Raw genomic sequence first — 12,591 nt, 5'->3', positions numbered from 1 at the left:
CACAGTCCCTAAGGAGCATTGCGAACGGCAGAGGCGCCAAACGCCTGTCGCAAAAACAGCACGCTGTGGGTTGGAAGCGACGCCGGGCCGAACCGCCCGGCGCCGGATCACTTCAGCCCGCGCACCACCTGGATGTCGAGGTCGCGGATCTTCTTGCGCAGCGTGTTGCGGTTGAGGCCGAGGAGCTGCGCCGCCTTGATCTGGTTTCCCCGCGTCGCCGAGAGGCTGAGCGAGATCAGCGGCCGTTCCACCTCGCGCAGCACCCGGTCGTACAGGCCGTTCGACGGCATACCATCCTTGTGGGCGGCGAAATAATCCTTCAGGTGGCGCTCCACGGCGGCGGACAGGCCCTCGCCCTGCGGTTCCTCCACCGGCTGGGCGGCGGGGGTGGTGTCGGCAAGCTCCGCCTCTACCACGTCGAGCCCGATGACCTCCTGCGAATAGAGCGCGGCGAGGCGGCGGACAAGGTTTTCCAGCTCGCGCACGTTGCCCGGCCAGCGGTAGCGCTTCAACCGGTCCATGGCGGGCTGGTCGATGCTCTTCACCGGCAGTCCCTGCGCCGAGCACTGGTTCAGGAAGTGGCGAACCAGAAGCGGCACGTCCTCCGTACGCTCGCGCAGCGGCGGCAGGCGGATGGGGACGACGCACAGGCGATAGAACAGGTCTTCGCGGAACAGGCCCTGGCGGATCAAGGTGCGCAGGTCGCGGTGGGTCGCGGCGACGATGCGTACGTCCGTCTTGATCGGTGTACGTCCGCCGACGGTGGTGTACTCGCCCTCCTGCAGCACGCGCAGCAGGCGGGTCTGCGCCTCCAGCGGCATGTCGCCGATCTCGTCGAGGAACAGGGTGCCGCCCTGCGCCTGCTCGAAGCGGCCGGTCGACCGATTGGTGGCTCCGGTGAAGGCGCCCTTTTCATGGCCGAACAGCTCGGACTCGATCAGTTCGCGCGGGATGGCCGCCATGTTGATCGCGACGAAGGGGCCATTGCGGCGCTTGCCGTAGTCGTGCAGCGCGCGCGCCACCAGTTCCTTGCCGGTGCCCGACTCGCCGGTGATGGTCACGGTCAGGTCGGTGCCCATCAAACGGGCAAGGACGCGGTAGATCTCCTGCATGGCCGGCGAGCGGCCGATCAGGGGAAGCTGCTCGTCCGCCTCGCCGGCGTCGGCGGGCAACGCCGCCGGCGGCGTGTTGGAGTTCAGCGCCCGCTCGACGACCGAAACCAGTTCCTTCAGGTCGAAGGGCTTGGGCAGATACTCGAAGGCGCCGCGCTCCGCCGCCTTCACGGCGGTGATCAGCGTGTTCTGCGCGCTCATCACGATGATGCGCAGGTCCGGCCGGATCTTCTTGATCCGCGGGATCAGGTCCAGCCCGTTCTCATCGGGCATCACCACGTCGGTGATGATGAGGTCGCCCTGCCCGTCCGCCACCCAGCGCCAGAGCGTGGAGGCGTTGCCGGTGGTGCGCACCTCATGGCCGAGACGGGCGAGCGCCTGGGTCAGAACGGTGCGGATGGCGCGGTCGTCGTCCGCAACCAGGATCGTGGCTGCACTCATCCGATGGCCCCTCGGATGCCTCTGGCCGGTGCAGGATCGCCGCTCATCTGCGCTTCATCGAACATGGGTAGCGAGACCTTGAAGACGGTGCGGCGCGGCTGGCTGTCAAATTCGATGACGCCGCCGTGGTCGCCGACGATTTTGGCTACCAATGCAAGCCCCAGGCCAGTCCCATTGACCTTGGTCGTAATGAACGCATCGAACAGGTTGGAGCGCAGGTCGTCGGGTATGCCGTCCCCATTATCCTGAACGGACACCAGCAACGGCAGGTGCAGGCGGGTGTCGCCGCCGGGCAGGGCCATGCGGACGCCGTGCTGATAAGATGTGCTGAGTATGATCTCGCCGCCCGATTCCGGTGCAGCTTCTGCCGCATTTTTAATCAGGTTGAGGAAAATCTGGATGAGCTGGTCGCGGTTGCCATAGACCGGAGGCAACGACGGGTCGTAGCGCTCGATGAAGCGGATGTTCCGCGCGAAGCCGCTCTGGGCCACCTTGCGGACATGCTCCAGAACGGTGTGGATGTTCACCGCGCTGCGCTCCAGCGGACGCTGATCGGAGAAGACCTCCATCCGGTTGACCAGCGCGACGATGCGGTCGGCCTCGTCGCAGATCAGCCGGGTCAGCACCCGGTCGGACTCGCTGCAGTTCTCTTCCAGAAGCTGCGCCGCGCCGCGGATGCCCGACAGCGGATTCTTCACCTCATGCCCCAGCATCGACGCCATGGCGGTGACCGAGCGGGCGGCGTTGCGGTGGGTCAGGGAGTTGTCGATCTTGCGGGCCAGCGTGCGCTCGTTGACCGTCAGCAGCACATGGTCGGTGGGCTCGCCCAGCGCGGTGACCCGCACGGTGACGTGGTGCGGGCCGATGCGCGGCGTGTCGATGACCACGCCCTCCTGCGAGGCGCGGTGGCGGCCCTGCTGGACCTGCTCGATCAACTGGCTGACCGGGCTGTTGGGCGGCAGAAGTTCGGCCAGCGGCATGCCTTCCATCATGGCGGCGGACAGGCCGAAGAACTCCTGAGCCTCCAGATTCACATAGCGGATGTCGCCGGAGCCGTCGACGACCAGGACCGGGTCGGGGAGCGCGTTCAGCATGACGGACGGATCGATGCAGGGGCGGACGGGGCGGTAGGAGTTGGAGGGCGCACGGGGCCGCGCCGGGCGGCGGGGCAGTGGAGCAGCGGCAGATGCACGGGCCATCAGGCAGCCATCCTTTCGATCGCCGGGGCGTAGAAGTCGCGGATGAAGCCGCGGACTCGTTCGGGATCGGACATGCGGTTGACCTCCGAGCGGAATTCGGCGGAGTCGCGCAAGCCCGTTGAGTACCAGGAGATGTGCTTGCGGGCGACGCGCAGCCCGCCTTCGACGCCGTAATGGGTCAGCATGGCGTCGTAATGCTCCAGCAGCGTGTCGAGCTGCTCGTGCAGCGGCGGGTCGGGCAGCCGCTCGCCGGTGCGGATGTAATGCATCACCTGGGCGGGGAACCAGGGGCGCCCGTAGGCGCCGCGTCCGATCATCACCCCGTCGGCACCGGACTCGGCGAGCGCGCGGTCCACGGCGTCGAAGGATGTGATGTCGCCGTTGACCACCACCGGGATCGACACCGCCTCCTTCACGGAGCGGATGAAGGACCAGTCGGCGGTGCCATTGTAGAACTGCTCGCGGGTGCGTCCGTGGATGGTGACCAGCTTGATCCCGCACTCTTCGGCGATGCGAGCCAGCCGGGGGGCGTTCAGGCTGTTGTCGTCCCACCCCTTGCGCATTTTCAGCGTCACCGGGATCGAGACGGCCTTTGCCGTGGCCTTCAGGATGCGGGCGGCGAGCGCCTCGTCGCGCATCAGGGAGGAGCCGGCATGGCCGTTGACCACCTTCTTCACCGGACAGCCGAAGTTGATATCGATGATGGCCGCCCCGCGGTCCTCGTTCAGCTTCGCCGCCTCGGCCATCACGTCCGGCTCGCAGCCGGCGAGCTGGACGGCCATGGGGAACTGCTCCGGCTCGCACTCGACCATGCGCAGCGTCTGGCGGTTCTCGCGGATCATCGCCTGGCTCGCGACCATCTCGGAGACGACCAGTCCGCAGCCCGACTGCTTCACCAGCCGCCGGAACGGCAGGTCGGTAACGCCGGACATAGGGGCGAGGATCACCGGACCCTCAAGCGAGATGGTGCCGATTTGAATGGCCATGTTCACCTGCCCACATGATGGGCACATTAGCGATATGATGAGAATTTGTGCACGGTAGCACAGCGTTTCGGCATGTTGCAAGTGCACATCCCGCGAACGCCGCGCTGGCTGTCATGCGTGGGGGTTAGCCGAGCAGGACGTCGGTGACGAACTTGACGCCCGGATAGGCGAGAGTCAGCAGGAGATAGGCGATCAGCACGAGACGCGCGGCCATCCGCCCGCGCACGCCGGTGCGGGCGTGGGCGAGCAGCAACCCACCGATGACGACGAAGCTGGCCACGGACAGAAGCGTCTTGTGGTCGGCGCGCAGCAGCGCGCCGGTTTCGTAATAGAGCACCGCCATTCCCGTGGCGAGACCGGCCCCCAGAACCGCCTCCGACGCGCCGAGAAGGTGGAGCTGCATCCGCTCGCTCTCCGTCACCGGGGGCAGGAAGCGGGTCAGCGGCGTCGGGCGTTTCGACTTCAGCGCCCGTTCCTGAAGAAAGGCGGCGAGCGAGGCCACGGCGGCCATGGTCAGCAGCGCATAGGTGATGACCGACACGGCGATGTGCAGGTCGATCCAGATTCCCGGCGCCCCGCCGCGCAACACGGGCGCCGGGGCCTGCTGGGCCAGCGTCGCGAAGGCGCCGACCGTCAGCAGATAGGGCAGCAGCAGCGGTGACAGCCGCCATGCCGACCGGGTCAGCGCGCTCATCGCCATGAACAGCAGCATGCAGGCGGCGATGGTGATCCACAGCGCGGTGGACAGGCCGGTGTGCCAGCGTCCCGCCACTTGGGTCAGCGCCCAGGCCGCCGGCCCGGCGAAGCCAAGCGCCAGGGCGCCCCAGAAATAGGCGGACCGCCCGTCCGCCCCCTGCCCCGCGATCCGGTGGTACGGGTAGATGGACGCCGGCAGCAGAGCCATCAGCGCGGTCAGGCTGTAGACGATGTTCTGCGACATGCGGCGGACCCGTGCCCTTCCCTCTGCGGAAACCCAAAGTCGCTGTTGGACCCAAAGTCGCTGTTGGACAAGTCTCTGAAGCTCTTGGCGGAACGCCGGTGAGCGGCTAGGCTCCGCTGCGTCCGGCCGCCATGACGTAAGCGTCATGCGGACGGCCCGTCAAGCGCGGATACCATAGCCCAAACGGCACGGATACGTCCCATGTCTTCCTGCATCGCGCTGATCGTCGCCGCCGGCACCGGCCAGCGGTTCGGCGGTGAGCGGCCCAAGCAGTATCTCGATCTGGCCGGACAGCCCGTACTGCGCCATACGGTGGAGGCGTTCCGGCGCCACCCCAAGGTGAGCGCGGTGCGCGTCGTCATCAATCCCGCCTTTCGCGATCTCTACGATGCGGCCGTCGTGGGGCTGGACCTGCCCGAACCGGTAGCCGGCGGGGCGTCCCGCCAGGATTCGGTGCGCAACGGGCTGGAGGCGTTGACCAACTCGGCGCCGGGCCTCGTGCTGATCCACGACGCGGCCCGCCCGCTGATCGACGCCGGCACCATCGACGCGGTGATCGCGGCGCTCGACACCCACCCTGCGGCGCTGGCCGCCGTTCCGGTCGCCGACACGCTGAAGCGCGGTAAGGATGGGCTGGTGGCCGGCACGGTGGACCGCGTGGGCCTGTGGCGCGCCCAGACCCCGCAGGGCTTCCGCTTTCCCGACATCCTGGCCGCGCATCGCGCCGCCGCCGGGCTGGAACTGACCGACGACGCGGCGGTCGCCGAACGCGCCGGGCTGCCGGTCGCGCTGGTGCCCGCCAGGGAGGAGAATTTCAAGGTGACGACCCCCGACGACCTGACCCGCGCCACCCGTGCGCTCGATTCCGCCCTGTCTGATATTCGCACCGGATCGGGCTTCGACGTGCACCGCTTTGCCGAGGGCGATCACGTCACGCTCTGCGGCGTGCGGGTGCCGCACACCCACCGGCTGGACGGCCATTCGGACGCCGACGTCGGGCTGCACGCGCTGACCGACGCCATCCTGGGCGCGCTCTGTGCCGGTGACATCGGCAGCCACTTCCCGCCCAGCGACCCGCAATGGCGCGGCGCCGACAGCGCGCTGTTCCTGAAACACGCGGCGGAGTTGGTGACGGCGCGCGGTGGGCGGATCGCCCATGTCGACGTGACGATCATCTGCGAGCGCCCGAAGGTCGGCCCGCACCGCGAGGCGATGACCGCGCGTGTTGCCGAAATTCTGGGCATGCCGGTGGACCGGGTCAGCGTGAAGGCGACGACGACGGAGCGGCTGGGCTTCACCGGGCGCGGCGAGGGCATCGCGGCGCAGGCGATGGCGACGGTCCGTCTGCCGGGATAGCATGAGCTTTCCGTAGCCCTCTCCCGCGACGGGAAAGGGGCTGTTTCTGGCACGACGACGAAAGGGACCCGCATGTTTCCCGATCACATCCGCGAACTCGCCGCCAAGCTGCTCGCGGAATATGAATTGGCCGGCTACACCCTGGCGACCGCCGAATCCTGCACGGGCGGCCTGATCGCGGGGGCGCTGACCGATATCGCGGGTTCGTCCAAGGTGGTTGACCGGGGCTTCGTCACCTACTCCAACGTCGCCAAGTCGGAGATGCTCGGCGTGCCGCCCAGCCTGATCCACGCCCACGGCGCGGTCAGCCCGGAGGTCGCTGTGGCGATGGCGGTGGGTGCCCTGGCGAAGTCGAAGGCCGACGTGACGGTGGCGGTGACCGGAGTCGCCGGGCCCGGCGGGGGAACGCCGGAAAAGCCGGTGGGGCGCGTCTACATCGCCACGGCGGTCCGCCGCGGCGCCGCCAAGCACAAGGAATACACCTTCCCCGGCGACCGCGAGGCGGTGCGCCTCGCGACCGTGCAGACCGCGCTGGAGCGGCTGCGCACGGCCCGGCCGGAAACCGGGATTCGCTGAGGGAACACCGGCCTCAGGCGGTCCGCGCCGCGGCGGGCCGGGTGGCGCCGTTGCCGTAGAGCTGATTGGCGCGGGTCTCGAAGGCTTGCACCATCCGGCGCACCGCCTCGTTGAACAGCACCCCCATGATCTTCTGCAGCATCTTGGAACGGAACTCGAAGTCCACGTAGAAATCCACGCAGACGCCGCCCTCGTGCGGGGTGAAGATCCAGTGGTTGTTCAGGTACTGGAACGGCCCCTCGGTGTACTGGACGTTGATGCGGCGGTTCGCCTCGTCCAGTTCCACCCGCGAGGTGAAGCGTTCGCGGACCATCTTGAAGCCGATGACGAGGTCCGCGAACATCACATCGCCTTCGCGGCGGCGGATGCGGGCGGCGAGGCACCAGGGCAGGAATTCTGGGTACTTCTCCACATCGGCGACCAGCCGGTACATCTGCTCCGGCGTGTAGGGAAGAACCTTCTTTTCCGCGTGCGTCGGCATACCCGCTCCGTTTCTCTTTCGGCCGCCTCTTAGCCCGCCGCCTTTCAGCCCGCCGTTGCCGCGAGCTTGCGGAGGCGAGCCTCCCGCAGCTTCGCGAAGTCCGCCCCCGCGTGATAGCTGGAGCGGGTCAGCGGCGTCGAGGCCACCATCAGGAAACCCTTGCCGCGGCCAAGTGTTGCGTAACTCTGGAATTCTTCCGGAGTCACGAACCGGTCCACCGCCGCGTGCTTGGGCGTCGGCTGGAGGTACTGGCCGATCGTCATGAAGTCAACATCGGCGGCGCGCAGGTCGTCCATCACCTGCCCCACCTCCTCGCGCGTCTCACCCAGGCCCACCATGATTCCGGACTTGGTGAACATGGACGGGTCCAGCTCCTTCACACGCGCCAGCAACTGCAGCGAGGTGAAGTAGCGCGCACCCGGACGGATCGTCGGGTAGAGCCGCGGCGCGGTTTCCAGATTGTGGTTGAAGACGTCCGGCTTCGCCTCGACCACCACCTCCACGGCACCCTTCTTCTTCTGGAAGTCGGGGGTCAGGATCTCGATGGTGGTGTCGGGGGACGCCGCGCGGATGGCGCGGATGGTCCGGGCGAAATGCTCCGCCCCACCGTCCTCCAGGTCGTCGCGGTCCACCGAGGTGACGACGACGTGGCTCAGCTTCAGCTGGGCCACCGCCTCCCCCACATTGTCCGGCTCGTGCGGGTCGAGCTGGTCGGGACGGCCGGTGCCGACGTTGCAGAAGGCGCAGCCGCGGGTGCAGACGGACCCGAGGATCATGAAGGTCGCGTGCTTGTGCTTCCAGCACTCCCCGATGTTCGGGCAGGCGGCCTCCTCGCACACGGTGTTGAGCTTGAGTCCGCGCATCAGGTTGCGCGTCTCGTTGTATTCCTGGCTGGTCGGCGCCTTGACGCGAATCCAGCCCGGTTTGCGCTGGATCGGGTTGTCGGGCTTGTGGGCCTTTTCGGGATGGCGAAGCTTCTCGGGGTGATCGGCCACGGTCATGGTCTGAAGTGCTCCCACGGGCTGCCCGATGGCAGCGCCGATGCTGAACGGTAACGCGCCACCGACCGCGCAAGGGGCGGCGCAGGGAACGGCGCAAGGCCGGCGGACACAGTCCCGCCGGATAGGCCGGAATGACCGACCGGTCAAGTCTGATTATCGGCCGCGACGACACAACACCGCCAAAAGGATGACGGAGTCACAATCGTTGCTCCCCCGCCCCGTAGGGCGAGGGAGGAAACGACCGTCGATCAGACCCCACTCAGTCGATCAGAAGGGCCACTTAAAAGTGGATGGCCCGACCGTAGGCATCAAGAACCGACTCGTGCATCATTTCCGACAGGGTCGGATGCGGGAACACCGTCTGCATCAGCTCCTGCTCGGTGGTCTCCATGGTCTTGGCGACCGTGTAGCCCTGGATCAGCTCCGTCACCTCGGCGCCGACCATGTGGGCCCCCAGCAGTTCGCCGGTCTTGGCGTCGAACACGGTCTTCACCATGCCGTCCGCCTCTCCCAGAGCAATGGCCTTGCCGTTGCCGATGAAGGGGAAGCGGCCGACGCGGACCTCGTAGCCCGCCTCCTTCGCCTTCTTCTCGGTCAGACCGACCGACGCGATCTGCGGGTGCGAGTAGGTGCAGCCCGGGATGTTGCGGACATCCAGCGCGTGCGGGTGCTTGCCGGCGATGTGCTCGACGGCGATGACGCCCTCGTGGCTGGCCTTGTGGGCGAGCCAGGGAGCCCCCGTCACGTCGCCGATGGCGTAGACGCCCGGCTCGTCGGTCTGGCAGTTGGCGTTGGTCTTGATGTGGCCGCGGTCGGTCTGGACCTTGGTGTTCTCCAGGCCCAGATTCTCCGTGTTCGGCGCGATGCCGACGGCAAGGATCACGCGGTCGACCGTGATGTCCTCGGTCTTGCCGTTGGCTTCCACCGCCACCGTCACGCTGTCGGCACCCTTGCGCAGGTTGCCGGCCTTGCCGTTGGTGATGATGCGCATGCCCTGCTTTTCGAACTGCTTGCGGGCGAAGGCCGAGATTTCCTCGTCCTCGACCGGCAGGATGCGGTCCATCACCTCGACCACCGTCACCTTGGCGCCCAGCTCGTTGTAGAAGCTGGCGAACTCGATGCCGATGGCGCCGGAGCCGATGACCAGCAGCGACTTCGGCGTCGTGTTCGGGGTCATCGCCTTGCGGTAGGTCCAGACGAGGTTGCCGTCGTCCTCCAGACCTGGCAGGGTGCGGGCACGGGCGCCCGTGGCGATGATGATGTTCTTCGCCCCGAAGGTGCCGACCGCCGCGCCGCCCTTGGTCACGGCCACCTGCCCCTTGCCGAGCAGCTTGGCCTCGCCCTCGATGACGGCGACCTTGTTCTTCTTCAGCAGGTGCTTGACGCCGCCGTTGAGCTGCCCCGCCACCTTGCGGGACCGCTGAACGACCTTGTCCAGGTCGAAGGACGGGTTCTGGATGACCAGCCCGTAATCCGCGGCGTGCTTGGCGTTGCGCAGCACCTCGGCGGAGCGCAGGAGCGCCTTGGTCGGGATGCAGCCCCAGTTGAGGCAGATGCCGCCGAGATTCTCTCGCTCCACCACCGCGGTGCTGAGGCCGAGCTGGGCGGCGCGGATCGCCGCCACATAGCCGCCCGGACCGCCGCCGATGACGATGAGATCGTAGTTCATGTCAGCCATGGTCCGCGCCCCCTTACAGCAGCATGCTCAGCGGGTCCTCGATCAGCTTCTTGAAAGCCGCGAGGAATTCCGCACCCTGCGCGCCGTCGGCGACGCGGTGGTCCACGGTGACCGAGACGGTCATCACGGTGGCGATGGCGAGCGCGCCGTTCTTCACGACCGGACGCTGCTCACCGGCGCCAACCGCCATGATGCAGGCCTGCGGCGGGTTGATGATCGCCGCGAACTCCCGGATGCCGTACATGCCGAGGTTGGAGATCGAGAAGGTGCCGCCCTGGTACTCCTCCGGCTTCAGCTTGCCGTCGCGGGCGCGCTCCGCCAGACCCTTCATCTCGTTGGAGATCTCGGCCAGCCCCTTGGTCTCCGCCTTCTTGACGATGGGCGTGATCAGGCCGGTCGGGGTGGCCACGGCGACCGAGATGTCGACGTGGTCATAACGGAGGATGGCCTCCTCCGACCAGGCGGCGTTGATGTTCGGGAACTTCTTCAGCGTCAGCGCGGCGGCGCGGATGATGAAGTCGTTGACCGACAGCTTGTAGTCCTTGGAGCGGGCGTTCAGGTCCGAGCGGACCTTCAGCAGCGCATCCAACTCGCAGTCGATGGCCAGGAAGTAATCCGGCACCGTCTGCTGCACCTCGGTCAGACGACGGGAGATCGTCTTGCGCATGGAGCTGTTCGGCTGCGCCTTGTAGCGCATGCCCAGCTTGTCCGAGAGGTCCTTGGCGTCGATGCCCGCGGCCTTCGGGGCCGGAGCGGCGGCGGCCGGAGCAGCCGCCGGGGCCGCGGCGGGAGCCGGAGCGGCGGCCTGCGGAGCCGCGGCCTTGGCGGTGCCCCCGGCCTTGGCGGCCTCGACGTCAGCCTTGACGATGCGGCCGTTCGGGCCGGAGCCCTTGACGGCCTTCAGGTCGAGACCGGCCTGTTCGGCCAGACGGCGGGCCAGCGGGCTGGCGAACACGCGGCCACCGCCCTGGGCGGCGGGAGCCGGAGCGGCCGCGGCCTGCGGAGCCGGAGCCGCCGCCGGAGCGGAAGCCGCCGGGGCCGGAGCAGCGGCAGGCGCAGCAGCCGGAGCGGGAGCGGCGGCCTTGGCGAGCGCGCTGTCGTCCTCGCCCTCTTCCAGCAGCACGGCGATCGGGGTGTTCACCGCGACGCCCTGCGTGCCGGCCTGCACGAGGATCTTGCCGAGACGGCCTTCGTCGGCCGCCTCCACTTCCATGGTGGCCTTGTCGGTTTCGATCTCGGCGATCACGTCGCCGGACTTCACCGCGTCGCCTTCCTTCTTCAGCCACTTGGCGAGGTTGCCCTCGGTCATCGTGGGAGAGAGGGCGGGCATGAGAATCTGGATGGTCATTCGCTCGCCCTCCTTACTTGCGGTAGCAGGCCTTCTTCGCCGCTTCCGCGATGCGGTCGGGCGAAGGAAGGACGAGCTTTTCCAGGTTCGCCGCGTAGGGCATTGGCACGTCGAGGCCGGTCACGCGGATCACCGGGGCGTCCAGATAGTCGAAGGCCTGCTCCATCATCAGGGCCGACAGCTCGGCACCGATGCCGCAGGTCGGCCAGGCCTCCTCGACGGTGACGAGGCGGTTGGTCTTCTTGACGGAGTTGACGATCGTCTCGGTGTCGAGCGGACGGATCGTGCGCAGGTCGATGACCTCGGCGCTGATCCCGTCCTTCTCCAGCAGATCGGCGGCGGCGAGCGCGTAGCTGACCATCAGCGAGTGGGCGGTGATCGTCACGTCCGTGCCGGCGCGGCGGATCTTGGCGCGGCCAATCGGAACGATGAAGTCCTCGCTCTCCGGCACCTCGAAGGACTGGCCGTAGAGGATCTCGTTCTCGAGGAAGATGACCGGGTTCGGATCGCGGATCGCCGACTTCATCAGGCCCTTGAAGTCCGACGCGCTGTAGGGGGCGACGACCTTCAGACCCGGAATGCTGGCGTACCAGGGGGTGAAGTCCTGGCTGTGCTGCGCGGCGACGCGGGCGGCGGCGCCGTTCGGGCCGCGGAACACGATCGGACAACCCATCTGGCCGCCGGACATGTACAGCGTCTTGGCGGCCGAGTTCACGATATGGTCGATCGCCTGCAACGCGAAGTTGAAGGTCATGAACTCGACGATCGGGCGCAGGCCGCGGAAGGCCGCGCCGACGCCCAGGCCGGCGAAGCCGATCTCGGTGATCGGCGTGTCGATGACGCGGTCGGCGCCGAACTCCTGGAGCAGGCCCTGCGACACCTTATAGGCGCCCTGGTACTGCGCGACTTCCTCGCCCATCAGGAAGACGGTCGGGTCGCGGCGCATCTCTTCGGCCATGGCGTCGCGCAGCGCTTCGCGGACGGTCTTCTTCACCGTCTTGTCGAAGAACTTGTCCTCGTCCGAGGCCGGCGGCGCGGCGGCCGGGCCGCTGGCCGGACCGACTGGCAGGGTGGCCGGGGCGTGTGCGCCCGTGTCCTTCACCACCGGCTCGGCGGCGACCTTCGGGGCCGGCGTCGGGGAGCCGGACACGGCGTCGGTGACGCTCTCGCCCTCGCCGAGGATCACGGCGATGGGGGTGTTCACGGCGACGTTCTCGGTGCCCTCGGCGACCAGGATCTTGCCGATGCGGCCTTCATCGACCGCCTCGACCTCCATGGTCGCCTTGTCGGTCTCGATCTCGGCGAGCACGTCGCCGGACTTGACCTCGTCACCTTCCTTTTTGACCCACTTCGCCAGCTTGCCCTCGGTCATGGTGGGCGACAGCGCCGGCATCAGCACTTCGATCGGCATTCCTCAACCTCCGGCGGCGCGGGTTCGCCGGGAGGCATAGCCTCCGGCCCTCGGCGCCGCTC

11 protein-coding genes are annotated in these 12,591 nt (G+C 67.8%); 2 read left to right on the top strand and 9 right to left on the bottom strand.

Going from position 1 to position 12,591, the window contains the following annotated elements:
- Nucleotides 1–107 precede the first annotated feature (107 nt).
- The 4 genes from ntrC to ACWPN7_RS04960 form a co-directional block, all read right to left on the bottom strand.
- A complete protein-coding gene (gene ntrC, locus ACWPN7_RS04975) occupies nucleotides 108–1,553 on the bottom strand; it encodes a nitrogen regulation protein NR(I) (protein ID WP_014197046.1) in 1,446 nt (481 codons plus the stop codon).
- A complete protein-coding gene (locus tag ACWPN7_RS04970; RefSeq protein ID WP_451993829.1) occupies nucleotides 1,550–2,752 on the bottom strand; it encodes a two-component system sensor histidine kinase NtrB in 1,203 nt (400 codons plus the stop codon). Before ACWPN7_RS04970 ends, ntrC begins: the two co-directional genes overlap by 4 nt.
- Nucleotides 2,752–3,738: a tRNA dihydrouridine synthase DusB gene (gene dusB / locus ACWPN7_RS04965; RefSeq protein WP_103039121.1), complete on the bottom strand. Its 987-nt coding sequence runs from the start codon at nucleotides 3,736–3,738 to the stop codon at nucleotides 2,752–2,754. Before dusB ends, ACWPN7_RS04970 begins: the two co-directional genes overlap by 1 nt.
- A 124-nt stretch (nucleotides 3,739–3,862) precedes the next feature.
- Nucleotides 3,863–4,678, bottom strand: a complete 816-nt coding sequence (locus ACWPN7_RS04960; RefSeq protein ID WP_040134121.1) for a cytochrome C assembly family protein — start codon at nucleotides 4,676–4,678, stop codon at nucleotides 3,863–3,865.
- A 201-nt stretch (nucleotides 4,679–4,879) separates the two neighbouring features.
- On the opposite strand from ACWPN7_RS04960, the gene ACWPN7_RS04955 reads away from it, so the two are divergent.
- On the top strand, nucleotides 4,880–6,034 hold the full coding sequence (locus ACWPN7_RS04955; protein WP_492273147.1) for a bifunctional 2-C-methyl-D-erythritol 4-phosphate cytidylyltransferase/2-C-methyl-D-erythritol 2,4-cyclodiphosphate synthase: 1,155 nt from the start codon (nucleotides 4,880–4,882) through the stop codon (nucleotides 6,032–6,034).
- Nucleotides 6,035–6,106: 72 nt separating this feature from the next.
- Nucleotides 6,107–6,610, top strand: coding sequence for a CinA family protein (locus ACWPN7_RS04950; RefSeq protein ID WP_451993832.1), 504 nt, complete (start codon nucleotides 6,107–6,109; stop codon nucleotides 6,608–6,610).
- Between the two features lie 13 nt (nucleotides 6,611–6,623).
- Here the strand turns inward: ACWPN7_RS04950 and ACWPN7_RS04945 are convergent, their stop codons facing one another.
- The 5 genes from ACWPN7_RS04945 to ACWPN7_RS04925 all read right to left on the bottom strand — a co-directional run bounded on the left by ACWPN7_RS04945 (nucleotide 6,624) and on the right by ACWPN7_RS04925 (nucleotide 12,529).
- The gene (locus tag ACWPN7_RS04945; RefSeq protein WP_040134124.1) at nucleotides 6,624–7,091 is read right to left on the bottom strand and encodes a type II toxin-antitoxin system RatA family toxin; all 468 of its coding nucleotides are present in this window, start codon (nucleotides 7,089–7,091) and stop codon (nucleotides 6,624–6,626) included.
- 44 nt (nucleotides 7,092–7,135) lie between these two features.
- Nucleotides 7,136–8,092 (bottom strand): lipoyl synthase, encoded by a 957-nt coding sequence (lipA, locus tag ACWPN7_RS04940; protein WP_040134125.1) that lies wholly within the window; start codon nucleotides 8,090–8,092, stop codon nucleotides 7,136–7,138.
- Between the two features lie 280 nt (nucleotides 8,093–8,372).
- Nucleotides 8,373–9,770: a dihydrolipoyl dehydrogenase gene (gene lpdA, locus ACWPN7_RS04935; RefSeq protein ID WP_103039125.1), complete on the bottom strand. Its 1,398-nt coding sequence runs from the start codon at nucleotides 9,768–9,770 to the stop codon at nucleotides 8,373–8,375.
- A 13-nt stretch (nucleotides 9,771–9,783) separates the two neighbouring features.
- Nucleotides 9,784–11,118 (bottom strand): pyruvate dehydrogenase complex dihydrolipoamide acetyltransferase, encoded by a 1,335-nt coding sequence (locus ACWPN7_RS04930; RefSeq protein WP_459196784.1) that lies wholly within the window; start codon nucleotides 11,116–11,118, stop codon nucleotides 9,784–9,786.
- Nucleotides 11,119–11,131: 13 nt separating this feature from the next.
- Complete coding sequence (locus tag ACWPN7_RS04925) at nucleotides 11,132–12,529, bottom strand: pyruvate dehydrogenase complex E1 component subunit beta (protein WP_014198782.1); 1,398 nt, start codon at nucleotides 12,527–12,529, stop codon at nucleotides 11,132–11,134.
- Between the last annotated feature and the right edge of the window lie 62 nt (nucleotides 12,530–12,591).

The sequence above is a fragment of the Azospirillum sp. UENF 312511 genome (assembly GCF_058780635.1).
Note: the sequence above shows the minus strand (reverse complement) of the source record. Positions and strands in the feature narration are given on the sequence as shown.